At 63.4% G+C, this 22690-nt stretch carries 27 protein-coding genes; 16 read left to right on the forward strand and 11 right to left on the reverse strand.

Annotated elements, in window-relative coordinates:
• Nucleotides 1–2: 2 nt before the first annotated feature.
• The 9 genes from rfaQ to JOZ06_RS19475 form a co-directional block, all read right to left on the reverse strand.
• Nucleotides 3–1091 carry a putative lipopolysaccharide heptosyltransferase III gene (gene rfaQ, locus JOZ06_RS19435; protein WP_293235491.1) on the reverse strand — a complete coding sequence of 363 codons (1089 nt, stop codon included), beginning with the start codon at nucleotides 1089–1091 and terminating at the stop codon, nucleotides 3–5.
• Nucleotides 1092–1291: 200 nt separating this feature from the next.
• On the reverse strand, nucleotides 1292–1669 hold the full coding sequence (locus tag JOZ06_RS19440; protein WP_293235493.1) for a pilus assembly protein FimV: 378 nt from the start codon (nucleotides 1667–1669) through the stop codon (nucleotides 1292–1294).
• Between the two features lie 247 nt (nucleotides 1670–1916).
• Nucleotides 1917–3014, reverse strand: a complete 1098-nt coding sequence (aroB, locus tag JOZ06_RS19445) for a 3-dehydroquinate synthase (protein ID WP_293235495.1) — start codon at nucleotides 3012–3014, stop codon at nucleotides 1917–1919.
• Between the two features lies 1 nt (nucleotide 3015).
• Nucleotides 3016–3558 carry a shikimate kinase AroK gene (aroK, locus tag JOZ06_RS19450; protein WP_293235497.1) on the reverse strand — a complete coding sequence of 181 codons (543 nt, stop codon included), beginning with the start codon at nucleotides 3556–3558 and terminating at the stop codon, nucleotides 3016–3018.
• 60 nt (nucleotides 3559–3618) lie between these two features.
• Nucleotides 3619–4935 carry a type IV pilus secretin PilQ gene (gene pilQ / locus JOZ06_RS19455; RefSeq protein ID WP_293235499.1) on the reverse strand — a complete coding sequence of 439 codons (1317 nt, stop codon included), beginning with the start codon at nucleotides 4933–4935 and terminating at the stop codon, nucleotides 3619–3621.
• Nucleotides 4932–5309 (reverse strand): pilus assembly protein PilP, encoded by a 378-nt coding sequence (locus JOZ06_RS19460; RefSeq protein ID WP_293235501.1) that lies wholly within the window; start codon nucleotides 5307–5309, stop codon nucleotides 4932–4934. Before JOZ06_RS19460 ends, pilQ begins: the two co-directional genes overlap by 4 nt.
• Nucleotides 5306–5797, reverse strand: coding sequence for a hypothetical protein (locus JOZ06_RS19465; RefSeq protein ID WP_293235503.1), 492 nt, complete (start codon nucleotides 5795–5797; stop codon nucleotides 5306–5308). The genes JOZ06_RS19460 and JOZ06_RS19465 overlap by 4 nt, the downstream gene beginning before the upstream one ends.
• Nucleotides 5794–6324, reverse strand: a complete 531-nt coding sequence (locus JOZ06_RS19470) for a PilN domain-containing protein (protein ID WP_293235505.1) — start codon at nucleotides 6322–6324, stop codon at nucleotides 5794–5796. Before JOZ06_RS19470 ends, JOZ06_RS19465 begins: the two co-directional genes overlap by 4 nt.
• Nucleotides 6321–7187: a hypothetical protein gene (locus tag JOZ06_RS19475; RefSeq protein ID WP_293235507.1), complete on the reverse strand. Its 867-nt coding sequence runs from the start codon at nucleotides 7185–7187 to the stop codon at nucleotides 6321–6323. The genes JOZ06_RS19470 and JOZ06_RS19475 overlap by 4 nt, the downstream gene beginning before the upstream one ends.
• Before the next feature lie 111 nt (nucleotides 7188–7298).
• Here JOZ06_RS19475 and JOZ06_RS19480 point away from each other — a divergent pair, with 111 nt between their 5' ends.
• Together JOZ06_RS19480 and JOZ06_RS19485 are read left to right on the forward strand one after the other, a co-directional pair.
• Nucleotides 7299–9674, forward strand: a complete 2376-nt coding sequence (locus JOZ06_RS19480; protein WP_293235509.1) for a penicillin-binding protein 1A — start codon at nucleotides 7299–7301, stop codon at nucleotides 9672–9674.
• Between the two features lie 133 nt (nucleotides 9675–9807).
• Nucleotides 9808–10407 carry a response regulator transcription factor gene (locus JOZ06_RS19485; protein ID WP_293235511.1) on the forward strand — a complete coding sequence of 200 codons (600 nt, stop codon included), beginning with the start codon at nucleotides 9808–9810 and terminating at the stop codon, nucleotides 10405–10407.
• Nucleotides 10408–10448: 41 nt separating this feature from the next.
• On the opposite strand, the gene JOZ06_RS19490 is transcribed toward JOZ06_RS19485, so the two are convergent.
• Nucleotides 10449–11303 (reverse strand): pirin family protein, encoded by an 855-nt coding sequence (locus JOZ06_RS19490; RefSeq protein WP_293235513.1) that lies wholly within the window; start codon nucleotides 11301–11303, stop codon nucleotides 10449–10451.
• A gap of 90 nt (nucleotides 11304–11393) precedes the next feature.
• On the opposite strand from JOZ06_RS19490, the gene JOZ06_RS19495 reads away from it, so the two are divergent.
• Complete coding sequence (locus JOZ06_RS19495; RefSeq protein ID WP_293235515.1) at nucleotides 11394–12293, forward strand: LysR family transcriptional regulator; 900 nt, start codon at nucleotides 11394–11396, stop codon at nucleotides 12291–12293.
• Here JOZ06_RS19495 and JOZ06_RS19500 read toward each other — a convergent pair.
• On the reverse strand, nucleotides 12275–13666 hold the full coding sequence (locus tag JOZ06_RS19500) for a methyl-accepting chemotaxis protein (RefSeq protein ID WP_293235517.1): 1392 nt from the start codon (nucleotides 13664–13666) through the stop codon (nucleotides 12275–12277). The genes JOZ06_RS19495 and JOZ06_RS19500 overlap by 19 nt on opposite strands.
• 422 nt (nucleotides 13667–14088) lie before the next feature.
• Here JOZ06_RS19500 and JOZ06_RS19505 point away from each other — a divergent pair, with 422 nt between their 5' ends.
• From JOZ06_RS19505 to JOZ06_RS19565, 13 genes are all read left to right on the forward strand, one after another.
• The gene (locus JOZ06_RS19505) at nucleotides 14089–14490 is read left to right on the forward strand and encodes a hypothetical protein (RefSeq protein WP_293235519.1); all 402 of its coding nucleotides are present in this window, start codon (nucleotides 14089–14091) and stop codon (nucleotides 14488–14490) included.
• Complete coding sequence (locus tag JOZ06_RS19510) at nucleotides 14487–15983, forward strand: EscC/YscC/HrcC family type III secretion system outer membrane ring protein (RefSeq protein WP_293235521.1); 1497 nt, start codon at nucleotides 14487–14489, stop codon at nucleotides 15981–15983. The genes JOZ06_RS19505 and JOZ06_RS19510 overlap by 4 nt, the downstream gene beginning before the upstream one ends.
• A gap of 3 nt (nucleotides 15984–15986) precedes the next feature.
• Nucleotides 15987–17171: a type III secretion system inner membrane ring subunit SctD gene (gene sctD, locus JOZ06_RS19515; protein WP_293235523.1), complete on the forward strand. Its 1185-nt coding sequence runs from the start codon at nucleotides 15987–15989 to the stop codon at nucleotides 17169–17171.
• 11 nt (nucleotides 17172–17182) lie between these two features.
• Entirely contained in the window at nucleotides 17183–17413 is a 231-nt protein-coding gene (locus JOZ06_RS19520) for an EscE/YscE/SsaE family type III secretion system needle protein co-chaperone (protein ID WP_293235525.1), read from the forward strand.
• 68 nt (nucleotides 17414–17481) lie between these two features.
• Nucleotides 17482–18222 (forward strand): helix-turn-helix transcriptional regulator, encoded by a 741-nt coding sequence (locus tag JOZ06_RS19525; RefSeq protein ID WP_293235527.1) that lies wholly within the window; start codon nucleotides 17482–17484, stop codon nucleotides 18220–18222.
• On the forward strand, nucleotides 18219–18434 hold the full coding sequence (sctF, locus tag JOZ06_RS19530; RefSeq protein WP_293235529.1) for a type III secretion system needle filament subunit SctF: 216 nt from the start codon (nucleotides 18219–18221) through the stop codon (nucleotides 18432–18434). Before JOZ06_RS19525 ends, sctF begins: the two co-directional genes overlap by 4 nt.
• 5 nt (nucleotides 18435–18439) lie before the next feature.
• Nucleotides 18440–18751 (forward strand): DUF1039 domain-containing protein, encoded by a 312-nt coding sequence (locus JOZ06_RS19535; protein ID WP_293235531.1) that lies wholly within the window; start codon nucleotides 18440–18442, stop codon nucleotides 18749–18751.
• On the forward strand, nucleotides 18741–18992 hold the full coding sequence (gene sctI, locus JOZ06_RS19540; RefSeq protein WP_293235533.1) for a type III secretion system inner rod subunit SctI: 252 nt from the start codon (nucleotides 18741–18743) through the stop codon (nucleotides 18990–18992). Before JOZ06_RS19535 ends, sctI begins: the two co-directional genes overlap by 11 nt.
• Nucleotides 18989–19678: a type III secretion system inner membrane ring lipoprotein SctJ gene (gene sctJ / locus JOZ06_RS19545; protein ID WP_293235535.1), complete on the forward strand. Its 690-nt coding sequence runs from the start codon at nucleotides 18989–18991 to the stop codon at nucleotides 19676–19678. Before sctI ends, sctJ begins: the two co-directional genes overlap by 4 nt.
• A complete protein-coding gene (locus JOZ06_RS19550) occupies nucleotides 19675–20229 on the forward strand; it encodes a type III secretion system domain-containing protein (protein ID WP_293235537.1) in 555 nt (184 codons plus the stop codon). Before sctJ ends, JOZ06_RS19550 begins: the two co-directional genes overlap by 4 nt.
• On the forward strand, nucleotides 20220–20903 hold the full coding sequence (locus tag JOZ06_RS19555; RefSeq protein WP_293235539.1) for a hypothetical protein: 684 nt from the start codon (nucleotides 20220–20222) through the stop codon (nucleotides 20901–20903). The genes JOZ06_RS19550 and JOZ06_RS19555 overlap by 10 nt, the downstream gene beginning before the upstream one ends.
• Nucleotides 20896–21933, forward strand: coding sequence for an HrpJ domain-containing protein (locus JOZ06_RS19560; RefSeq protein WP_293235540.1), 1038 nt, complete (start codon nucleotides 20896–20898; stop codon nucleotides 21931–21933). The genes JOZ06_RS19555 and JOZ06_RS19560 overlap by 8 nt, the downstream gene beginning before the upstream one ends.
• Before the next feature lie 109 nt (nucleotides 21934–22042).
• Nucleotides 22043–22675: a two component system response regulator gene (locus tag JOZ06_RS19565; protein ID WP_293235541.1), complete on the forward strand. Its 633-nt coding sequence runs from the start codon at nucleotides 22043–22045 to the stop codon at nucleotides 22673–22675.
• Nucleotides 22676–22690: the final 15 nt, after the last annotated feature.

The raw sequence follows: 22690 nt of genomic DNA on the forward strand, positions 1-22690 counted from the left end.
GGTCAGCCACGCCGCTGGGTGGCATCCGACGGTCGCAACAGCCGCTGTGCCGCCGATAGGACGTCATCGACCGGGATGGCGGATAAATAGCGCTCGTCGGTCGACGTGTCGACGGTGTCCGGGTCCGGCAGCGGCGCGTAGTCGGCCGCATGGAGTACGATCGACCGTGCCATCCAGGGTGACCATTCGTTGAGCTTGCTTGGTCCGAAAAGGGCGATGCAATCCGTTTGCAGCGCGGCCGCCATATGCATCGGCACGGAATCGACGCCAATAAACAAGCGCGCGCCGTCGATCAGTGCCGCCAGCGTGTTGAGCGACAGTTGGCCTGCCAGCGAATGCACGCGGGGCGATTGGACATGGCTCATGACATTGCCGACCAGTGTCATTTCTTGGTCCGATGCGCCGCCTGTGACGATGACCGGCCAGCCATCGTCGGCCAATGATTGAATGACCGCGGCAAAGCGTTCGTCTTCCCAGCATTTGAAGAACCAGCGCGCGGGCGGATGTGCGACGATGTAGGCGCCGTGAACACCCAGGGAGGCGAGTTGGCTGCGGACCTGCTCCCGGTCTTCCTGGCTGTAGGCCATCGTACAGCGTCGACTGTCATCCGTCGGTTGTACGCCCAATATTTCCAATGCCACCAGATTTTGTTCGACGGTATGCAGTGTGTTGCGCTCGGCCATCGGTGCGAGGCGGGTAAAGCAACGGCGCCAGTATTTGTTGCGCCGTTTGGGGTAGTCGAGACCGACGGCTTCGCGCGGTTTGAGCAGGCGAGTGAGCAGGGCGCCGTTCCATTGATCGGATAGATCAATGACCCAGTCGTAGCGTCGCGCCGCCAAGCGTCGGTATAGACCGACGAGGTGGGCCAGTTTGCGCCAGCCGCGCCGTCCGCGTTCCAGGCAATGCAATTGGCTTACGTCGGGATGGCGGGAGAGCATGGGTGCCGTTTCCTGATAGACCAGGACGTCGACCTCCGCATCCGGATAGTGGTGTTTCAGGGTGCTGATTACCGGCGTGGTCAGCAAGACGTCTCCATGGTGGCGCAGCTTGATAAGCAAAATGCGTCCAGGGGGGGCGATAGGGGCGGTCATGTGGGGAGTCGTTACAACTTTCGTGGACGGGCCGTTCCGGCGGGCGCCGCGCGCATGCCGAACGGCAGTAAAAAATCGATGCCAGGGTGACTGCGATTCTAGCGTATTCGCCCCCGCGCATGAACCCCGCGGCGTCATTAAAACCGACACCGGCCGAAGCCGGTGTCGGGTACTGCCACTACTGACGTCAAGCAAATCGGTTAAGTATTGAACAACGGGTTGGCGGGGTCCATGTCGCGGCCATTGCGCTGGATGGTGTTCCAGACCGCCTGACCTTGTAGCGAGGTTTGTACGTCACGGGCGAGCGTACTGTAGGCGCGCACATTGCCGTCCGTCGAGTAAGCGCGCAACAGCGTGACCTTGACCGCCAGATTGTCCGGCTCGTCGCGCATCGCGTCGCGCAGGACCCGTACGGCGTCCTTGGTCCGGCCGTAGGCAAGGAAAACCTCCGCCTCGCCGACCGGGTCGATGCCCCGGTGTCGCGGCTTGGTGTACCGGGCCGCTCGCCACAGTTTCTTCGCACCATAATAGGCCAACATGACCATTAGGCTGCTGGCCATTGCTGTAAGCAACATCATGCTAATCCCTCGTGCTTTGTTATGTTTTGTTCCCGATTATTCTGACGAATAAATCGAACAAGCAATCCGTAGAAATCCTTAGCACAAGGGGGGGTACGTCGGGAAAAAAACAATGGGGTCACAGACTTAGCACAAATGCCGGCCCCGCTAGCCATGCTTGATGCATAGGCTGGCGGGGTGGGGTGACTTGACATTGGAATGAGTGCTTGCCGGTGCTGGCGTACCGGTGTGACAGCAACGAATAATATCAGTGCGAGGAAGATTGGATGTCCGCGCCGGTGAGAACGCGTTGCAAAATGTCTTGCGGCAAATCATCGACGATGACCGCTTGGCCAATGTGTTGCAACAATACCAATCGGACTTTGCCCTGTTGAACTTTCTTGTCATGCGTCATCAGCGTTTGCCACTGTGCGATGCCCAGGTCGGGCGCTTGGGTCGGCAGCCCGGCCGCAGCGATCAGGGCGCGGATACGGGCCAGATCGTCATGCGTGAGCCAACCCAAGGCGTGCGACGCCGAGGCGGCCAGCACCATGCCGGCGGCCACGGCCTCTCCGTGCAGCCAAGCACCATAACCAAGGCCGGTTTCGATGGCATGGCCAAAGGTATGCCCGAGGTTCAGCAGCGCTCGTACCCCGGTCTCTTTTTCGTCCTGCGCGACGATCTCGGCTTTCATCTCACAGCTGCGCTGAACCGCATACTGCAATGCCGACATGTCGCGGTGACGCAGTTCGGCCATATGCGCTTCCAGCCAGGAGAAAAAGTCCGCGTCGCCCAGGAGTCCATACTTGATGATTTCAGCCAGCCCCGCGCTGAGTTCACGATCGGGCAAGGTGTCGAGCAGGCGCATGTCGGCAATGACCGCGCGCGGCTGATAGAAGGCGCCCACCATATTCTTGCCCAACGGATGGTTGATGGCGGTTTTGCCGCCGACGGACGAGTCGACTTGCGCCAACAGCGTGGTGGGAATCTGGATGAACGGCATGCCGCGTTGATAGCAGGCGGCGGCGAAGCCGGTCATGTCGCCGGTCACGCCGCCACCTAGGGCGATCAGCGGGGTGCTGCGTTCGCAGCGCTCGGTCAGAAGCACGTCAAAAATGCGATTCAGCGTTTGCCAGTCTTTGTGATCCTCGCCATCGGGCAGCACGATCGACACCACATCGATACCGCGCGCCCGCAGGGGATCGGCAAGACGCGCCAGATACAGCGGCGCCACCACTTCATTGGTCACGATGGCGACCTTGCCGCTGGACAAGAATGGCAGCAGCAGATCCACCTGATCCAGCAGTCCCTGGCCGATATGAATGGGGTAACTGGTATCGGGTAGCGTGAGGTTCAGCGTGATCATGTCAATGCTTTCTGCATAGCGCGTGAAGTTGCTCTTCCAACTGGCCGACCAAGGTGTTGACGTTTTGCTGTGTGGTGTCGACGATCAGATCGGCGATCTGGCGGTAAAGCGGGTCGCGCTCGGAAAATAAGCTCGTCAGCTTTGCCCGGGGATCGGCCGTGCGCAATAGCGGACGGTTGCGGTCGAGCTGCGTGCGCGCCAGCAGATCGTCGATATTGGCGCGCAAATAAATGACCGTGCCCCGTTGCGACAGCAGGCTGCGGTTCTGCGCGTTCAATACCGCGCCGCCACCGGTTGCCAGCACGATATTGTCGAGCTGAACCAGGTCGGCAATGACGGAGGCCTCGCGTTCGCGAAAGCGGGTTTCGCCCTCGATGTCGAAAATCGTGGCCACACGCACGCCGGTGCGTGCCTCGATCTCTTGGTCGGAGTCGTAAAAGGTCTTGTCTGTTTTGCGCGCCAACGCCCGCCCGACGGTGGTCTTGCCGGCGCCCATGAGCCCGACCAGAAAGAAATTGCCAGCCAATTTTTCCATGGCAACCATTCTATCTGATGGTATGACAATCTGTCTTTGGACATTCTGGCAACAAGTATTTTCTTGTCATTAGGCGCGGGAGACGATTTGCGGCGTGATGAATACCAGCAATTCTCGCCGTTGATGGCGCTTGCTCTGCCGGCTGAACAGCGCCCCCAAAATGGGGATATCGCCAAGAAGCGGCACGCGATGATACTGGTGATGCTGCTCGTCGATGTAGATGCCGCCCAGAACGACGGTGCCGCCATTCTCGATATGCACCCGCGTGCGGATGCGCTTGGTGTCCACCGAAGGCGCATCGTTGACCAACTGCTTGAAATTAGGCGAGTCCTTGCTGATCTCGATATCGAGCCATAGGCTGCGGGCATCGGGCGCGACGACCGGTTTGACCTTCAAGCTCAAAGCCGTTTTCTTGAAATCGACAGACAGGCGGCCGCGGGATGAGGCGCGCGGATAGGGAAGCTCATGACCCTCTTCAATGGTTGCTTCGCTGCGGTCGGCGGTCAACAGCCGGGGGCTGGATATCACTTTGCCTTGCCCCTCGGCCTGCATGGCTTGCAACTCCAGACTGATCAAGGTACTGGCACCGGCCCTGAACAGCGCGGCAATGGAGCCGAATGCCGTTTGCACCGGCAGATTGACGCCAATGGGGAGACCGTAGGTGTCGGTTTCTCCATGGCGTTGCGCGTTGCCGCGCCAGCCGATGACTTCGCCGTCCGCGCCTTGTCCCGGTCGTGCGGTTGGCATGCGCGCGAAGTGCAGCTTGCTGCCCAATTCTCGGCTGAAGAAATCGTTGGCTTCGACGATGCGCGCCTCGATCATCACTTGATGTTGCGGCCGGTCGGCCAACTCGATGAATTGTCGTATCCGGGCGCCGTTTTCCGGCGTGTCGTGGACGAACAGCGTATTGCTGACCGGGTCGGCCAGCACGCCTCCCTTGTCGCTGAACCAGCGTCCTTCCTCCAGCAGCTGACGGATCTCCGCGACGGGCCGGTGGCGCAAGGGGAAGGGATGCAACAGGGCGGCGGTCATGGCCTTGCGCTGCTGACCGGCTTCAAAAGATTGCTTGTCGCGGCCCAAGAGCGTCTCCTGCTTGGCGATATGCATGACGTTGCCGATCATTTGCTTTTCTAAACCCTTGGTTTGCACGATCAAATCGATGGCCTGATCCCAGGGAATTTCGTTGAGCCTGAGACTGATCTGTCCCTGGACCGAATCGTTGACGATCATGTCCTTCCCGGCGAAGTCCGCCAACGCATACAGCGCGGCGCGCACGTCCATATTCTGCAAGTTAAGCGACAGTGTTTTGGTTTCTTCGGCGGTCGCCGCGGTGGCGAGTAGGCTCAAAGACAACCGCAATATGCCGATTGGCCGGCTTGGCGTCATGGCTGCTCCAGGGAGAGGTGAACGGGGTGCGCCGCGCCGCTTGCGTCACTCGACGGCGGGGCTAAGGTCACCCGCGTTTCGCCGACGTGCACCACACGCCAGCCGGTGTGGCCGATCAGGCGCCCGCTGGCGACGCGGTAGACACGTCGCTGTGGATCCTGCAGCAACGCCTGTCGAGCGCCTCCCTGACTCAACGTACCGACCAATATGAGTTGGGATGGCTCATAAAAGCCTAGGTCCTGAGGTGGTCGCGCCGGCAGGTTTTTGCCGGAGATCAGTCGCTGGGGGTCGAATGGATCGCCTATGGCCGGGAGGGCATAGGCGATGACAACAAAAGAAAGCGGAACGAGCCACGGGCAGGAGGGGGGCGTCATGGGGAATCCTCTTGAGGCGCCGAGCGCAGGCAGATGACACGGGCGTGCAGATCCAATCTGCGCGCTTTTGCTGGAGAGAGATGCACGTCGGCGAGCGCGAAGGGGGTCGGGTGGCGGCTCAGTGCGTCGACAAAGTCGTGTAGTTGCTCGAAGGAGCCGGAGGTCAATAACTGTGCGGAGGCTTCGATCAACATGCCATAGGGCGTGTCGTCCGCCGGCGGACCCAAGAGCGGCGCGAGGTGGAGGCGCGTCGCGATGTGCCGGATCGGGGAGAGATCGCACTCTGCCGCAAGCCCCGTCAGAGGCGATACGTCCACTGGCGCGGCGCCGTGGTCATTGCCGGCGTGGCGGGGCTGTTCGGCGAAGAGGTGAAATCCTCCCGTAGCCAGAGTCAACACGGCGGCAATGACGCTCACGCCGATCTGCCAATGAACGGGGAGGTCGGACGCCGCGTGCAGCCGGCGGCGCCAAGTGATGAAAAGCGTCATGGCGGGCCTTCCTCCTGTTTGGGCGCGTGCTTGGAGAGCTCCAGCAGGAAGTGCTGCACAGGGCGCGCCATGGCGAACCCGCCGGATGCTTCGCGGCGCAGCCTGTAGGGGTAGCCGCTCTGACGCGTCAATGTCTGTTCCAGCAGGGGCAAAGCCTCCAGGCGATTGGCCATGCCGGTCAGCGTGAGCTGCGCTTCGCGTTGTTTCAGTGAGGTCAGCGCGAGGCCCTCGGGGAGCTGATGAGACAGCATGGCAAAAAGCGCGATGGTTTCTTCCCGTCGTTTCTGCCAGTGCCGCAGCCGTGCCGCGCCTTCCATGTTGTCGGGCGGAGGGCCTGGCGGTTGGACGATCTCGACGCGTGGCGCCGGCGAGATCGCGCGGACCATCATCATCCCGCTCACTGCAAGGCACTGCGGGATCGCCAGCAGCAGCCAGAAGCGCCGCACACGCCGCAGCCGCGCCATGCGCCGCGGTTCTGCCAGATCGAGCAGGGCCCAGGCGTTGCCAAGATCGCCGCCTTGACTCATCGATGGGCTCCCAGCGCAAGGCCCAATGCGACGGACAGCTCGGGGGCTTGCGCCGTCAACGATCGCCGATCCTGATCATGCGTCAGCGGCAAGCCGGCGAAGGGGTTCGAGCAAAACCGCACGTCCTGAAGCGTCGCCTGTAAATCGGTCAACAGCGTGCGGACTCTGGCGGCCGGTCCGGCGAGAAAGACGCGCTCAGGGTGCTGGTCGGCCAGCGCCGCGAAGCCGCCCGTCTCATGCGTCGCCTCTCCGGTTGCCTCGGGAAGTCCGTCTGTGGGCGACAGCCGGTACCAGCGATAGCCGTCGTCATCGGCATGAATCAACAGCCGTGCGAGCGGCGTGTCGCCGGTCCATGCCGGGGTATGGCGATAGGCGGTCAGCAGCGCCAGGACGTCGATCTGCACTTGCGCCGCGGCGAGACCGGCGAGATCGAGCAGTGTCAAGGCGCTTTCAAGCGCCTCGTTGGGCACTGCGCCGACCAGCACCCTGGCCGGCTGGCCAGGCAAAAGCCGTGCTACGCAGGTCCATTGACCGGCTGTGATGTCGGGCCAGATGGCGGCTGCGCCGCTTTTCATCCAGGCAGCCGTGGGGAGTAGCGTGAAACGTGCCGGCGGACTGGGCAACGACACCACCACCCGGTGGTTGGGCAGGGCTAGCCGTGCCCAGGCGTCATGTAGCACGGCGGCGGCCGCGCCGGGATCCGATGACGGCAGACGATGGCGGGCGTGTCCCAAGATGTGTGGCGGCCCCGCCGCGGGGCGATCCACATGCAGCAGCGCGAAACGGTCCGGCCGCAATTCGAGTCCGATCGGCGGCGGGGCCGCCGTGCTCGCGGCCCAGTCCGCAAGTTTGCGTAGCCACATGGTCTTGACCCTCCGCTTGCCGAGGTCCGCAAATCCGTGATTTCTCCAGCTTTTTATCTTTAGGTCGCCACACGTCGTATAATCCGTGTTTCAGCGAAATACTGGAAAACCATGGTCAAACGAATTTTTGCGATTCTGGCAGGGCTGTTTCTAGGTGGGGTGGTGTTGTCTGCCGGCGCCTTGGCGATAGCAATCATCATAACCTACCCCCGTCTGCCCAGCCTGGACGTGCTGACCGACTACCGGCCGAAGATCCCGTTGCGGGTCTACTCCGCGGACAACGTATTGATAGGAGAATTCGGCGAGGAACGTCGGTCGTTTCTGCGTATTCACGAGGTGCCGCAGCAGATGATCAATGCACTGTTGGCGGCCGAAGATGCGAATTTTTACCAGCACAGCGGGGTTGACTATACCGGCGTGCTGCGTGCGGCCATCGGTAACGTTTTGACCGGGCATGCCCGCTCAGGCGCCAGTACCTTGACGATGCAGGTCGCGAAGAATTTTTTCCTGTCGCCGGAGAAAACCTTTACCCGGAAGTTCAACGAAGCGTTGTTGGCGTTCAAGATCGAGCATGCGCTGTCGAAAGATCAAATCCTCGAACTGTATGTAAACCAGATCTATCTCGGGCAACGCGCCTACGGCTTTGGTGCAGCGGCCCAGGCCTATTTTGGGAAAAATCTGCAAGATCTGACTGTTGCGGAAATGGCGATGCTGGCCGGCTTGCCTAAGGCGCCTTCGGCGTACAACCCCATCGTCAATCCGGACCGGGCCCGTTTGCGGCAGCAGTATGTGCTGCGCCGGATGAAGGAATTGAATTTCATCACCGAACCGCAATACGAGCAGGCCATGGCGCAAAAGCTGGTCCTCGCCAGCCAGGCCGACAATAACGGGTTCCCCGCTCAATACGTGGCCGAAATGGTGCGACAGGCCATGTACGACCGTTTCCGCGAGAACGCCTATACCGAGGGGTACCGCGTCTATACCACGATCGATAGCCACCATCAGCAGTGGGCCTATGACGCCCTGCGCGCGGGCTTGATCGACTTCGACCGCAAGCATGGCTACCGCGGGCCGGAGAGCTTTATCGACATGAACAACCTTCAGGGCGAAGATCTCAGTATGGCGCTGGATGACGCCCTGAGCGAAATTCACGACAGCGGCGACATGTTGCCGGCCGTCGTGCAGTCGGCAAGCCAGAACGAAGTGCGTGCTTATATGCGCGGCGGCAAGATCGCCATTGTCAATGGCGCCGGCTTGGATTTCGCCCGCCGCTCGCTCGGCGCGCGAGGCCCGGCTCAGCAGCAGATCCGTCCTGGCGCCGTGATTCGTCTGCGGGCGAATGAGAAGGGCTATTGGGAAATCGTGCAGCTGCCGGATATCGAAGGGGGCTTTGTCTCGCTCGATACGCGCACCGGCGCCATCAAGTCGCTGGTGGGGGGCTTCGACTTCAACCGCCGCAGCTTTAATCACGTAACCCAGGCTTGGCGCCAGCCGGGATCGACCTTTAAACCGTTCATCTATTCGGCGGCGATCGACCGCGGCTTGACCGCCTCGACCATGATCAACGACGCGCCGTTCAGCTTTGACCCGCAGGATGGCTCCGGCAAGATGTGGACGCCGCAGAACGATGACGGCAAATTCTTGGGCATGATCACCATGCACCATGCGTTGGCGCTGTCGCGCAACCTGGTCTCGGTGCGGATTCTGCAGGCGATCGGCACCGATTATGCGCAGCAGTATATCCAGCGTTTCGGTTTTTCGCCTAAGCAACACCCCGCCTATCTGCCGATGGCGCTGGGGGCCGGGTCGGTGACGCCGCTACAGATGGCGGAAGCCTATGCCACGCTGGCGAACGGCGGCTATCGCACCCACGCCTACTTCATCGATCGCATCGAGGACGCCTCGGGACGGGTGCTGGCCAAGACACAGCCGGTGGTTGCCGGCCAAGGCGGCGCGCCGGTCATCGATCCGCGCAACGCTTTCATTATGACCAATATGATGAAAGACGTGATCCGCTATGGTACGGGCACGCGGGCCCTGGTGCTCGGCCGGACCGATATCGCCGGCAAAACCGGCACCACCAGCGATTTCAAGGATGCCTGGTTCGTCGGATTCAATCCGGGCCTCGTTGCCGCGACCTGGGTTGGCTACGATCAGCCTAAGAGTCTCGGACGCTACGGTTATGGCGGCACGGCGGCGTTGCCGATCTGGATCAACTACATGGCCAACGCGCTGAAGAAGGAGCCGGAAATCGAGCTGCCCATGCCGGCAGGGATTACGGTCAAGCCGGGCGCGGGTATGCGTGGCGGCGACGAATACTATTACGACGAGTTCCAGACGCCGAACCCCGACATTAAGATCAACAACCGCGGCACGGTGCCGGTGGCGCCCGACGCCTCCGATGCGCAGAGCGGGCCGGATCAGCAGAACCAGGAGACGCCGCCGCCCGCCGACGCGGTGGAGAAGGTCAAGGACCAGCTCTTCTGACGCGAATGATCGACACGCTGACAGCACCCCCGGAAACGGGGGTGTTTTTTTGCCGTTGATCGGCTGTCATCAAGATTTGCTCAGGTTGTTTGAGTACCCTGCACGCACCAAAAACATGAGCGGGGCAGAACAGATGATGAGCACAGTTGTGGTGATCGACGACCACCCTCCCATTCGCATGGCGTTAAAAACTTATCTGGAACAGGATGGCCGCTGTCGCGTGGTCGGGGAGAGCGGTGGCGCCGAGGCGCTGGCGTGCGTAAGACAGCATGTTCCGGATCTGGTGATCCTGGATTTGGCTTTGTCTTCCTTCGACGGTCTCGGTCTGATCCGCCAGATCTGCTTGGTCGACAAGAAGATCAGGGTGTTGGTACTCAGCTCACGGGAAGAAAAAATCTATATCACCCGTGCTGCCGAGCAAGGCGCATGCGGCTATATCAGCAAGGCCAGCTCGATGCAGGAAATCTTGTACGCCGTGCAATTGGTCCGTTCCGGTTATCGCTGTTTCCCGGTCGGCAGCCATCAGGCGCAGCAGGACGTCCCGGTGTTGAGCCGGCGCGAGCTGGCCGTATTGCGCTTCATCGCCGGCGGCAGCCGCAATAAGGAAATTGCCGTGGCGCTGTGCATCAGCCCCAAGACCGTCAGTACCTACAAGATGCGGCTGTTGACCAAACTGAACCTCAAGACGACGCTCGATCTGGCCGAATATGCCCGCATGAACGGGCTGGCCTAATGCCTGCCGTGCGACACGCCCGGCAGGCATTAGCCACGCGGTCATAGCAAACCGTTGTGGTAGTCGTGGAACGCCTGCTCCAGTTCCTCGCGCGTGTTCATCACGAACGGCCCCCACTGCGCGATCGGTTCATTGATCGGGCGTCCGGCAATCACGAGCAGCCGGGCGCCGGTTTGCGTGCGAACGGTGACGCCGGCGTGTTCCGGCGCGCCGTCGAGCACCGCCAACTGTCCCTTCTCGATGGCTCGCCCGCTGGTGCCGATGTTCGCGGCGCCTTCGTAGACATAGACGAAGGCGTGATAACCCTCGGCAATGGGCAGGTCGACGGCCGTGTCGCCATCCAGCGCAACATCCAGATACAACGGATCGGTGGCGATGCCGCGGATGGCCCCCTGATAGCCGGCCAGTTCGCCTGCAATCACGCGAATGTCGATCCCGTGCTTCGGCGAGAAGCGCGGGATATCCGCGGCGGCAATGCCGCGATAACGGGGCTCGGTCATTTTGTCGCGCGCAGGCAGATTGACCCATAATTGGAAGCCGCGCATCCGGCCCTCCTCCTGCTCCGGCATTTCCGAATGCACGACGCCGCGCCCGGCCGTCATCCACTGCACGTCACCCGGTCCCAGTACGCCCTCGTTGCCGACGCTGTCTCGATGACGCATGCGGCCCTCAAGCATATAGGTCACAGTCTCGAAACCACGGTGCGGATGGTCCGGGAAACCGGCGATGTAGTCGTCCGGGCGATCCGAGCCGAATTCGTCGAGCATCAGAAAGGGGTCCAGACGGTGTTGCAGCGTTTGCGTCAGTACGCGCTGCAGTCTAACCCCGGCGCCGTCGGAGACAGGCATGCCGGTGTGAAGGCTTTCAACTTCGCGCGACAGGAATTGGTTTGTCATGGTTTGCTCCTTAGTTTGTGCTTCATTATTTACCTTGAATAATCGATAAAAAAGCGCAAATATTCGCTTTTAAACTTCGAATAAATCGATATGAATCTGCCCAAGACGCGCGCCGCGCAGTGGCGCATGCTGCAAGCGGTGGTCGATTTGGGCGGTTTTGCCCAGGCGGCCAGCGCCTTGCACCGCAGCCAGTCCTCGATTAGCCATGCGGTCGCCACCCTGCAGCAACAGCTGGGGGTGGCGATCTTGGTGCCGGAAGGCCGCCGCATGGTCTTGACGCCCGATGGCGCCGCGCTATTGCGCGATGCGCGTCAATGGTTGTCCGGCCTGGAGCGGCTGGAGGCGCGGGCGATGAGATTGCGCGACGGATGGGAGAGCGAGGTCCGGTTGGCGGTGGATAGCCTCTTTCCCTCGGCGGCATTGTTGCGGATCTTGCGGCAATTTGCCGCCGGCTGTGGCGATACCCGTCTTCAACTGCACGAAGTAGTGATGTCGGGCGCGGACGACGCGCTCTATGGCGGGCAGGTGGATTTGGCGATCGCCACGCGGGTGCCGAGCGGCTTTCTGGGCGATTGGCTGTTCGATGCGGCGTTTCAGGCCGTGGCGGCGCCTTCGCATCCGCTCTTCTCGCTGGAGCGCGCCATTGACGCCGACGATCTGGCGGGGCACACCCAAGTGGTGGTCCGTGATTCGGGCGGGACGGCGCCGCGCGATGCCGGCTGGCTGGGCGCGCGGCAGCGCTGGACCGTGAGTAAACAGGAAACCTCGCTGGCGGCGGTGCTGTCGGGCTTGGCCTACGCTTGGCTGCCGACGAGCGGTATCGCCTCGGCGCTGGCCGATGGGCGGCTCATGCCGCTACCGTTGTCGAGTGGGGGGATGCGCAAGATGCCGGTTTATTTGATCGTGGCCGACCCGGCCGTTGCCGGGCCCGCCACGCTGCAGTTGGCGCAATGGATCCGCGCCGAAGGCGATCAGCTGTCGAGAATATGATCGAAGCGGACGTCCGCGCCCAGCACGCCGAGGAGTTCCCCCGCCGGGTCGAATAGCGGCGCGGCGATGGTGAAGCCGTAGTTGCCGGTGACGATCGAGCGGTAGATGTCGGACACGAACAGCGACCGGCGCCGCGTGGCCTCCTGAAACCAGCGCCGTTGGCTGCAATTGAAGCCGAGCGAGTCGGGGTCGAGTCCTTTGGTCGAGACGTCCGCAGTGAGCTGCACGCCGTTCTTGTCCGTGGCGTAGCAGATCTCCAGCGCGGGCAGGCGTTGACACAGCCCCGCCAGTTTCCCTTCCAGGTCGCCGCGATCCAGGCGAGTCAAACGCCACTTGGCGATTTCCTCTTCCGCCACTTGGCGCATGCGCTTATGGCCGGTAAAGCGGAACTCGCCCACCTCGGTCAGCAGCGTGTCGCATTGGGCGCTCATCTGGGTGGCGCTGGCCGCCAGCGCCTGCGAGCCTTCCAGTTGCTGCTGCGAGCTTTCCACCACCGCGCCGATCTGATCGGTGATCGCGCGCACCTTGTCGTTTTGCGAGGCGCTGGCGTCGGCGATGACCTGCACGTGCGCGATCAGCGTGTTGATGTCGCGCGACGCGGCCTCGATCGAGGCGCCCGCCTGCTGCGACACGGTGATGCCGGCCTGCACCTGCTGCGACATCGCCGTCATGGTGTCGCTCGACGACGCGACTTGTTCCTGGATTTTAGCCAGCAGCCCTTCTACGTTCTGCGTGGCCGTCATGGTCTGGTCGGCGAGCTTGCGCACTTCGTCGGCGACCACGGCGAAACCGCGCCCTTGCTCGCCGGCGCGCGCCGCCTCGATGGCGGCGTTGAGCGACAACAGCCGCGTGCGGTCGGCGATGTTCTTGATCAGTTCGACCACTTCGCCGATCGAGGCGGAGCTGTCCTTCAATAGCCCCATCTGCTGTTCCAACGCCGAGGTGCTCTCGCCGATGGCCTGAATCTGGTTGCGGCTTTGCAGGTCGTTGACGTTGGCGCTTTCGGCGGCTTCGGCAACCTGGCGCGAGAAGGCTGAGGCTTCGCTGGCGCTGGCGGTGATCGACTCGACCGTGGCGGCCAGCGTCTGGCTCGCGGCGGCGATGTTTTCCGCGCTGGCCTGTTGGGCTTGCGCGCGTTCTTTCAGCATCGTCGACAGCTTGGCGAGTTCCGGTGCCTGCTGAGAGAGTTGAATCGTGGTGCGGGCGATTTTCATCAACGCGCCATGAAAGCGGTCGAGCAAATTCTTGATGAGGCGGCCGACCCAGCTGAGACTGCTTTGTTCATTCAGCGTCACGGTCAAGTCGACGCCGTCGCGGGTGGCATGCGATAGCGGATTCAGGTATTGCGTTAGCTTGCGAGCAGATAAAAACATGAATGGACTCCCTCCGGGCAGCCGGGCAACGCTCCGTCCGCCAAGTAAGGCCGCAGGGCGGCTCCCCCAAAAAAACGCGCAAAAAAACCGGGCACTTTAATAGCCATCGTGACATACCCGGCTTAGCGGGGATTTGGTCTGTATCAACAAATTAATTAATACTAATTAATCGTTTCACGCTTATTTAGTTTGCATTAATAATCGGTGCTAAGCGGTGCGGCTGTTACACTTTTCCCTCGATCGGTTGGCTTCGCGGCCATCATGGCCTAGTGAGCGGCGATTTTGCCTTGGCATTCGTGTTCATGGGCGGATTGCCGCTCTGCCCGACGCGATTGTTCTTTCCCCTGCCGCCGTACGCCGGCGCGCAAATTCAGGTTAATGCCCGATAGGTCGATGCCGACAGCGGCGTCACCATGCTGTGCATGAACCGTTTTCTTGATCCCGCAACCGCATTGCAAGACCTGGCGGCGCGGCTGACCGCGCCGCATTGGACGCTGGCCGGCATCGCCCTGTGCGGGCGGCTGGGCGGCTGTCAGTGCCGCGCGCGTCGTTTTGACGGCGGTCTGACGGTGGCGCTGACGATCGAGCGTCCGCCTGAGCGCGCGGCCGAGATCTGCCTTGTGCTGGCGGCGACGTCCGAGGCCTGCGACGATGGTCTCTATCTGGACGACGGGCGGCTGTGGCTGTTGCGCCGTTTTTTGCCGCGGTTGACCGAGGTGGAGTTTGACCTGCTGCTCAAACAGCAACTTACGCTGGCCAGTTTGCTGGCCTACCGGCCGTCTGCCGCCGGCCCGGGCATGCCCGCCATCGGACGTCTGGCATGAATGGCCGCTGGGTGTGTTTCGGCTTCCTGCTCGGCCTGGCCGCCGCGGCCGGCGCCAAGCCCGTGCCTTGGCAAGGGCCGCCGTTTTTCGTGGCCAGCCCGCGCATGCCGCTGTCGACGGTGTTGGTGAATCTCGGCGCGAATTATGGCCTGTCGGTGGTGGTCAGTCCGGCGATCAACGACACCTTTGCCGGGCGGTTGGAAGAGCGCCAGCCGGGTGAAGCGCTGCGCACCTTGACCCGGCTGTACCAGCTGCTGCCGTATTACGACGGGCTGGTACTGTATTTGTACAAGGCCCAGGAGTTCGACCGCGCCTTGTTGACGCCGGCCTCGCTGCCGGCGCCGTCCTTGGCGGCGATGATCCGGGAAAGTGGTCTGATTGACCCGCCCGCGTGCCAGGCCCAGGCGGTCAGCGCCGCCAATGCGCTGCAGATTTCCGGCGTGCCGGTCTGTCTGTCGCGCCTGAACGCGTTGGCGCGCCAACTGGACGAGCAGCACCGGGTTGAGGCGCAGAGCCGCGAGACCGTGCGGCTTTATCCGCTGCGTTATGCCAATGCCGCCGATACCAGCTATAGCTACCGCAATCAGACCGTGGTGGTGCCGGGACTCGTTTCGGTGCTGCGCGAGATGGTGCGTAGCCGCGCGCCGGCCGGCCCGGGCGCGCCGGCGGCGACCGCGGAAAACGGCCTGCCGGTGTTCGCGGCCGATACGCGGCAGAACGCCGTATTGATCCGCGATTTGGCCAAAAATCAAAGCCTGTATCCCGATCTGATCGCCCGGCTCGATCAGCGGCCGACGCTGATCGATATTTCGGTGGTCATCATCGACGTCGACGCCGCCGATATCGACCGGCTGGGCGTGGACTGGAGCGGCGGCGCGCAGGTGGGCGGCGCCAAGGTCGCGCTCAATACCAACACCGGTCTCGGCCAGGGCAGCTTCTCCTCGCTGATTTCCAATTCCGACACCTTTTTAGTGCGCATCAACGCGTTGGAGCAAAACGCGCGCGCGCGCATCGTCTCGCGGCCATCGGTGGTGACGCTGGATAACGTGCAAGCGGTGCTCGACAACAACATCACCTTCTATACCAAACTACCCAGCGATACCAATCCGCAGCTGGCTTCGGTGTCGACGGGCGCGCTGATGCGCGTGACGCCGCGTTTGATCGACGAGGCCGGCAAGGCGGACAAGGTGTTGCTGACGCTCAATATCCAGGATGGCCGTCAATTACCCGGCGTCGACGAGGCCGACCCGCTGCCGCAAGTGCAAAGCGCGGAAATCGCCACCCAGGCCACGTTGCTGACGGGGCAGGCACTGCTGTTGGGCGGCTTCGTTCGCGACGAAGACCGTCAGGGCGAGCGCAAGGTGCCGCTGTTGGGCGACTTGCCCTTGGTGGGACGCTTGTTCCGCAGCACCGCCAACGATGGGCGCCGTGTGGTGCGCCTATTTCTCATCAAGGCCGAACCACGCCCGCTGAGCGTGCCGGTATCGGGTTGATCCATGGCCGACGGCTTCAAGATCAGGCTGCTCAACGGGCCCCTGGCGGGGCGCACGCTGTCGTTGCCCTCCGGCGCGTTCACGCTTGGCGGCGAGGATGCCGACTTGGCTCTGGCGCTTGAGGGCGGCGGCGTGGCGACGCTCCACGTCGACGAGGACGGTGTGTGCTTGATGCCGGGCCTGCCATGCTGGGTCGACGGCAGGGTCGTCGACGCCGGGAGGTTGCCGCTGGGCCGCTTCATCGATTTGGCCGGACTCCACGCCGTGTTGGGGCAGGGCGAGACCGACCTCCCCGTCTTGTCTCCCGTGCCGCGCGCCACGGCACGCCGGGGCCGCTGGCTGCTGGCGGCGCTGCTGATCGTGTTGGCGGGCGCCGCTGGCCTCGCCTGGTGGTGGCCGGCGCCCGCCGCGCCGCCGCCGTTGCGCTCCTGGCTGCCGGCCGCGATGCGGCCCTTCCCGGAGTTACAGATGGCATGGTTGCCGGACGGGGTTTTGCGGCTGTCCGGCCGTTGCGCGGATAGCGCCGAAGTGGCGGATTTGCGCACGCAGCTGGAGCGTGCTGGCGTGCATTACCAATGGCTGGCGCAATGCGACGACGAGGTGCGCAACGGCGTGCTGGCGTTGCTGCAGAGCTATGGCTATGCCGACGTGACCGTGACGATCGGCACGGGCCGTCAAGCTTGCATCCAAGGCGAAGTCCGCAACGATGCCCGCTTTGCCGCCTTGACCGATGCGCTCGACCGCTTGCCGGGCTTGTCCGGCTGGCAAATCGTCGATCTGCCGGGGCGCGAGTTCGAAAGGCTGCTGGCACGGCTACGCGTCGCGTCCCTGCTCGATGGTCTGAGTGTTCGCCATGGCCGCCAAAGCTGGGTGCTGTCGGGCGAGTTAGGTCCGGCGCAGAGCGCGTCGCTGCGCGCGCTGTTGGACGACATGGCGCGGCAGGGGGCGTTGACGCTACCGGCGCGTCTGGTCAATGCGCCCAGCACTGCCGTGGCGCGAGACTATTTACCCGCCGAGATCGCTGGCGTCGACGGCAATCTCGCGTCGCCCTATTTGACCCTTGCCAACGGCATGCGTCTCTTGGTAGGCGCGAGCGTCGGGCAGGGGATGCGCATCATCGCCATCCACCCCGGCGGCGTGTCGCTGGCGGGGCGCGATACGTTGGTGTTCTTGCCGGTTCACGCATGAAGGGATGCCCGATGATGACGCTGACCGCCCTGGAGGACGCGCTGGCTGCCGATCACCATGGTCTGCAGCGTCGCGCATGGCTGACCCGGTTGTCCGAGGCGGCCAATGCGCTCGGCCGCCAGGCGCGCGCGCCGCTACCCGCGGGCGAACATGCCGCGGTGATGCGCCGGCGCGCGGCCTGCCTGGCCGCCATGGCGGTGATCGACATCATTTGGCTGCGGCAGCGCCAACTCAGGTCCTGACCCGATAGGAAGCGTCGCACGGGCCCGCGATGATGTTCAGAGGGTCCTAAGAATGCGAGGAGGCGGGGATGCTGCGTTTATTCATCATCCTGAGTGCCGGTCCCGGACGGGTGCTGATCGCCGATCGGCATCATGCCGTCAACGGCGCGGGAGTGAGTCTGCTGCTGACGTCGGCGGAACAGGTGCGCGTTGGGCCGGCCGACGCTTGTTACTGCTTTCTGAGCGCGGAACTACAGTCGATTTACCGCGATATTCATCATCTGTTGCCACCGGTAACGCTCGACATGTCCACGTTGCATACCCTGCACTCGGTGGCGGCCGAACCGGTCATGCTGTCGGCCATGCGCCGCCTGGCCCACATGAGTCCGGAAGCCATGCTGCATTTCGCGTTCATGTATTGCCTGACGGTGGATGGCGGCGTCTGCGCCGCCTTGTTGCGGCAAGCGATTTCGAGCGACGGCGATATGTTTGAATTCATCCATCGCCACCGGCTGAAAGCCTGGCCGGTGCAACGCTACGCCGATACCTTGGGATTGCCGCCGCGCAAGTTCAATCAGCTATTCAAGGAGAAATTCGGCGTGTCGGCCAAACACTGGCTGTTGTCGCAGCGATTGGAACATGCGCGCCAACTGCTGCTAACCACGCACAAGAAGGTGATCGATGTGGCCATTGAGTCCGGTTTTACCAATCACGCCCATTTTTCCGAGAGTTTCCGCCGCCGGTTTCAACTTTCGCCCAGCGAAGCGCGCCGCGAGACTCCACATGGGCGGGCCCGCAACGCGCGGCGCGCATGGAGAGGCGACACATGAATCTTGATGCCATCGTCAGTCAGATGAACAGTCAGGTGATGCAGACGGAGAATGCGCTGCAGGCCGTGATGAGCACCAATACCACCAATAACCCGACCGCCATGCTGCAGATGCAGTACGCGCTGCAGCAGTACGCGATGATGGTCAATTACGAAAGTACGGTGATGAAGACCATGAAAGACATGATGACCGGCATTCTGGCCAAGATGTGAGGGGGATGATGCACGGCGATCAAGGTGATGCGGCATTGCGCCGCCTGGTGCTTGAAGCGGGCTTTGCCGCGGTCAACCATGGCCTGCGAGGAGAGATGCGTGCCATTCTGGCGGCCTTGCCCGATTGGCTGGACGATCCGGAATTGCTAGCCGGCAGTCAGGCCATACTGCTCTTTGGCCTGGGCGACCGCGCGGGCGCGCTGCGCCAGTTCGACGGCATGGACCCGTCGGTGTGCGCACCGATGCGGCAGTGGCTGCGCGATGCGGCGCCGCGCGCCCAACGGCGCGCCGGTGAGGAGGGCAGCGATGACGATTGATCCGATCGCACCGCTCGCGAACGCGCGCACCCAGCCGGAAAGCGGCGTGGCGCCGCCGCCAGATCCGGCGACGATCGAGCGCTTTGCCGCGATGATGGCGGGCAGCGATCCGCTGTCCGCGCCATCGGACTTGTTACAGGCGCAGAAGCAGTTGTCGCGCACGGCGTTGAGCACGGACTGGACGGCCAAAGTCGCTGGCCTGCTCACCCAGGCGGTCAACAAACTGGTCAATATGCAATGACAGGGCGTCGATGGCTCGGCTTGTTGCTGTTACTGACGTTGGTTGGCTGCAAGACCGATCTATACAGCCGGCTGGATGAAGTCGAGGCCAACCGGATGATGGCGCTTTTGCTTTCGTACCGCATTCCGGTGGATAAGCAGCGCGAGAAGGACGGCATCACGCTGCGCGTCGACGAGGCGCGCTTTGTCGACGCGGTCGAGTTGCTGCGTCAGAACGGCCTGCCGGGCAAGCGGCTCGCCGGCATTGAAGACTTGTTCCCCAGCGGGCAGCTGGTGACCTCGCCCGAACAAGAGGCCGCCAAGCTGCGCTACGTCAAAAGCCAGCAGATGGAAAAAATGCTGGCCAATATCGAGGGCGTGATTTCGGCCGAAGTGTCGGTCGCGCCCAAAAACGCCGGCGATGATGCCGCCGCGGCACCGATGTCGGCGGCGGTGTTCATCAAATACAGCCCGACGGTGAATCTGGAAGCGCGCGAGTCGGAAATCCGCGCGTTGGTCAGCGATGGCATTCCCGGCATGGCGCCCGAACGGGTCAGCTTGGTGCTGCAACGGACACTGCTGCGCCTGAGCGACCCGCCTGAGCCCACGGCGTTCTTGCGTTGGCCGGTGGTCGCGGCACTCGTGGCATTGGCTTCGCTGGCCATCGGCGCCGGCGCGCTGCTTTGGCGCAGCAGGCGGGCGTCATGACGTCGCCGAGCGCCAGTCTGGCATTGTGGTGGCAACCGGGAAGACATATGGCGCCCGGCTGGTGGCGCCTCTTGGATTTGGCTGCCTGGCAGCCGGCCTATCAGGCGCATGCCGCGCTGCGGCCCGAGCTTGATCGACTCATTGCCGCGCGCTTGGGCCACGCCGGTGCGCCGCCGGCCGATGACGCGTTGGCCGACCGACTGCTGACCGACGCGGCCAGGCGCGACAGCTGGTGTCTGGCGCTGGGGTTGTGGGCGTTGCAATGTCCGGAGTATTTGCTGCTGCGCCCATTCCGCCAGACGCTGTCGCCCGCGTTGACCTTGGCGCAGCAAACGCAATTGCTGGCCCTGTTGCCCGCCGCGCCGCCGCGAACCGCCGTGCTCGCGCCCGCGCTGTTGCCCGCGGCGGCACGGCAGACCGGCGCCGCATGGCTTGCGTGTGCAGCCGAGCCCACGCTGGCGCTATGCCGCTTGCTGTGGCCGCCTGCGGCGCAGCCGGTGCCGGATGCGCCGGTGCGGCCGGTGCTGACGAAATTGGCGCGATGGCTGTGACCGCCAATCCATTGCAACTGGCGTTTCGATCGGTGCCATTCGCCTGGCCGCAAGGCGGTTGGCTGCCCGCCTCGGCGCTGGCCGATCCGTTGGCGTTGGCATCGGCGCTTGAGGCGGCGCAGGCGTCGCTGAGAGACTTGCATGCCGAGGCATCGGTCATGCGGCGGGAGATGGCGCGCGAAGCCGACGCCTCTCGCGCCGCGCTCCTGGCGCAAGCGCACGCCGAATGCGACGCGATTCGACAGCAGGCGCACCACGAGGCCGTAGCGGCCGCGGTGGAATGGACCGTGCAGGAAGCGGAACTGGAGCGGGCGCTGGCGCGTTCGCTGATGCAGCGCTGGCGGCCCCTGCTTGCGCGCGTTCTGCGCGCTTTGCTGGGGGAGAGCGATCTCGCCGCGGTGCTGCAAGGACGTCTGGAGCGGCAGGTGCTGGAACTGCTGCCGGCGGGGCGTGTGCGCTTGTGGGTGCCGGCATCGCAACGGCCGTCGGTGACGGCGCTGTTTGCCCATCTGCCGGCGGTGAGCGTGGAGGCCGACGCCGCTTTGACCGAAGGCCAGGCGATTTTGGACAACGGATTGGTGAAGGTATGGCTCGATTGGCCGGACTACCGTGATCGCCTGTTGCGGCAGCTGTCCGAGGAACAAGGATCACGCGAGGAGACGACGCATGTTTGAAACCGCTTCCCTGGCTAATTTGCCGCCGATGCGCGGTAGCGGCTCGCCGCCGGCCTCCGCCGCCATGGCGCCGGCGGAGGGTGAACCGGTGTCGGCGCAAGCCGCCGCGGCATTGGCGGCGTTTCAGAGCGATGCGTTATCGGAAACGGCGGAGGATGTCGGCTTCGCCCTGGGCGCGCGCCGCGGCAGCGAGATCGCGCGCCGCGTGAGCGCCGATCACCGGCGCGCCAAAGTGGCGACGTGGAAATTGGTGGCCGAATTGTCGTCCGTGGAGCCCGCTGTGCTCGACGGATTGCTGGCCGACGCCGACAGCTGGCTGCATGTGCCCAACTTGCAGGCGGCGTTGGCGCAATACACCAACGACCGGGGCCGCAAGGCGTTGATGCTGGCCGCCGCGCTGGCGCGCGGCGGGCTGACCTCACAACAGAAAGGCCGGCTCGAGGCCGCGCTGAGCGCGTTGCTGGATGAGGAGGATATCGCGCTGGCGTTGTTCGGCGCTTTGCACTTGGGCGTGCGCACACCGGGGCTACGCCAGGATCTGCATCGGCTTTACCTTTGCGCCAACGAGACGCGGCGGCCGCTGTCGGCATGGCTCGCCGATCTCGGCGAGCGCGACACGCGCCGGCAGCGGCTTTGCGCCATGATTCAGGTACTGGCCTTCGAGCTGTCAGTCAGCGGCGCGCCGATTGTCGGCAGCCACCTCGCCGCCGTGATCGGCGATTTACAACGGTTGTTGCAGCTCTTGGGCCTGGAAGGCCATTGCCACACCGCCGCCGCGCGGCTGGCCTGCCCGGCGGTCGATGGCGAGTGGCTGCTCGATTTTGCGGTGCGGCTGTCGGAGCAATTGTGGACCGATGCGGCATTGGTGGCGCAGACGCTGCCCCAAACGGCGCCGACCTACCGCTATCCGCTCGCGCGCACGCTGTATCAGCTCATCCAGGTGATGCCGACGCGCGCTTTCGTCGACGATGAACACCGCGAACGTGTGTTGTCCGCGCTGGCCGAATTGCGCGACCGCTACAGCGAATGACAAGGCTTTAGGAACCGGCCGATTTTTCTTATCGTTTGCGACGATAGAATCCGTCGCGTCATGGTTTCCCGCCATCAAACGGAAAAGTCGGATGAATGTTGCTGCGCCTATGCGTGTGCTGATTGTCGAGGATCACGGTCTGCTGGCCGATGGCGTGCGTTTCTTGCTTGAGCGGCAAGCCCGTTTTCAGGTAACGGGCGTGGTTGCCGATGGCTGCCAGGTCTATCAGGCCTGCTTGCGTTTGACGCCGGATCTGGTGTTGTTGGATCTCAGCTTGCCCGGCATGGACGGTATCGACGTCATTCGTCAACTGCGACGGCGCTGGCCGGCGCTGCGTATTCTGGTGTTTTCCGCCTCGGCGGGCGAGCACCGCTGCCGCGAAGCATTGGCGGCGGGCGCCATGGGCTACGTGTTCAAGCGCAGCCATCGGCAGGTGCTGCTGGATGGCTTGGCCCAGGTGGCCGCCGGCCGGCGTTATGTCGATCCGGCGCTGGGCGGCGAGCCGCTCTCTTGGCGACCGGCGCAAGAATGCAATGAACTGCCGGCGCGGTTGACGCTGCGCGAGCGGCAAGTGCTCAAGCTGATTGCCGAGGGGCGCCGCAACCGCGAGATTGCCGAGCAGTTGTCCGTCAGCATCAAAACGGTGGAGACGCACCGCTTCAATTTGATGCGCAAACTCGACGCGCACAATGCCGCCGAGCTATCCACCTGGGCGCGCCGCATCGGTTTGCTGGAGTGTTGATGGCGGGTGGGGAGT

It is taken from the genome of Paludibacterium sp. (assembly GCF_019232825.1).
Classification (GTDB): domain Bacteria; phylum Pseudomonadota; class Gammaproteobacteria; order Burkholderiales; family Chromobacteriaceae; genus Paludibacterium.

What these genes read in the sequence shown, in the direction of transcription:
- rfaQ (WP_293235491.1), bottom strand. Translation starts at nt 1,091, where the DNA reads ATGACCGCCCCTATCGCCCCCCCTGGACGCATTTTGCTTATCAAGCTG.
- JOZ06_RS19440 (WP_293235493.1), bottom strand. Translation starts at nt 1,669, where the DNA reads ATGATGTTGCTTACAGCAATGGCCAGCAGCCTAATGGTCATGTTGGCC.
- aroB (WP_293235495.1), bottom strand. Translation starts at nt 3,014, where the DNA reads ATGATCACGCTGAACCTCACGCTACCCGATACCAGTTACCCCATTCAT.
- aroK (WP_293235497.1), bottom strand. Translation starts at nt 3,558, where the DNA reads ATGGTTGCCATGGAAAAATTGGCTGGCAATTTCTTTCTGGTCGGGCTC.
- pilQ (WP_293235499.1), bottom strand. Translation starts at nt 4,935, where the DNA reads ATGACGCCAAGCCGGCCAATCGGCATATTGCGGTTGTCTTTGAGCCTA.
- JOZ06_RS19460 (WP_293235501.1), bottom strand. Translation starts at nt 5,309, where the DNA reads ATGACGCCCCCCTCCTGCCCGTGGCTCGTTCCGCTTTCTTTTGTTGTC.
- JOZ06_RS19465 (WP_293235503.1), bottom strand. Translation starts at nt 5,797, where the DNA reads ATGACGCTTTTCATCACTTGGCGCCGCCGGCTGCACGCGGCGTCCGAC.
- JOZ06_RS19470 (WP_293235505.1), bottom strand. Translation starts at nt 6,324, where the DNA reads ATGAGTCAAGGCGGCGATCTTGGCAACGCCTGGGCCCTGCTCGATCTG.
- JOZ06_RS19475 (WP_293235507.1), bottom strand. Translation starts at nt 7,187, where the DNA reads ATGTGGCTACGCAAACTTGCGGACTGGGCCGCGAGCACGGCGGCCCCG.
- JOZ06_RS19480 (WP_293235509.1), top strand. Translation starts at nt 7,299, where the DNA reads ATGGTCAAACGAATTTTTGCGATTCTGGCAGGGCTGTTTCTAGGTGGG.
- JOZ06_RS19485 (WP_293235511.1), top strand. Translation starts at nt 9,808, where the DNA reads ATGATGAGCACAGTTGTGGTGATCGACGACCACCCTCCCATTCGCATG.
- JOZ06_RS19490 (WP_293235513.1), bottom strand. Translation starts at nt 11,303, where the DNA reads ATGACAAACCAATTCCTGTCGCGCGAAGTTGAAAGCCTTCACACCGGC.
- JOZ06_RS19495 (WP_293235515.1), top strand. Translation starts at nt 11,394, where the DNA reads ATGAATCTGCCCAAGACGCGCGCCGCGCAGTGGCGCATGCTGCAAGCG.
- JOZ06_RS19500 (WP_293235517.1), bottom strand. Translation starts at nt 13,666, where the DNA reads ATGTTTTTATCTGCTCGCAAGCTAACGCAATACCTGAATCCGCTATCG.
- JOZ06_RS19505 (WP_293235519.1), top strand. Translation starts at nt 14,089, where the DNA reads ATGAACCGTTTTCTTGATCCCGCAACCGCATTGCAAGACCTGGCGGCG.
- JOZ06_RS19510 (WP_293235521.1), top strand. Translation starts at nt 14,487, where the DNA reads ATGAATGGCCGCTGGGTGTGTTTCGGCTTCCTGCTCGGCCTGGCCGCC.
- sctD (WP_293235523.1), top strand. Translation starts at nt 15,987, where the DNA reads ATGGCCGACGGCTTCAAGATCAGGCTGCTCAACGGGCCCCTGGCGGGG.
- JOZ06_RS19520 (WP_293235525.1), top strand. Translation starts at nt 17,183, where the DNA reads ATGATGACGCTGACCGCCCTGGAGGACGCGCTGGCTGCCGATCACCAT.
- JOZ06_RS19525 (WP_293235527.1), top strand. Translation starts at nt 17,482, where the DNA reads ATGCTGCGTTTATTCATCATCCTGAGTGCCGGTCCCGGACGGGTGCTG.
- sctF (WP_293235529.1), top strand. Translation starts at nt 18,219, where the DNA reads ATGAATCTTGATGCCATCGTCAGTCAGATGAACAGTCAGGTGATGCAG.
- JOZ06_RS19535 (WP_293235531.1), top strand. Translation starts at nt 18,440, where the DNA reads ATGATGCACGGCGATCAAGGTGATGCGGCATTGCGCCGCCTGGTGCTT.
- sctI (WP_293235533.1), top strand. Translation starts at nt 18,741, where the DNA reads ATGACGATTGATCCGATCGCACCGCTCGCGAACGCGCGCACCCAGCCG.
- sctJ (WP_293235535.1), top strand. Translation starts at nt 18,989, where the DNA reads ATGACAGGGCGTCGATGGCTCGGCTTGTTGCTGTTACTGACGTTGGTT.
- JOZ06_RS19550 (WP_293235537.1), top strand. Translation starts at nt 19,675, where the DNA reads ATGACGTCGCCGAGCGCCAGTCTGGCATTGTGGTGGCAACCGGGAAGA.
- JOZ06_RS19555 (WP_293235539.1), top strand. Translation starts at nt 20,220, where the DNA reads ATGGCTGTGACCGCCAATCCATTGCAACTGGCGTTTCGATCGGTGCCA.
- JOZ06_RS19560 (WP_293235540.1), top strand. Translation starts at nt 20,896, where the DNA reads ATGTTTGAAACCGCTTCCCTGGCTAATTTGCCGCCGATGCGCGGTAGC.
- JOZ06_RS19565 (WP_293235541.1), top strand. Translation starts at nt 22,043, where the DNA reads ATGCGTGTGCTGATTGTCGAGGATCACGGTCTGCTGGCCGATGGCGTG.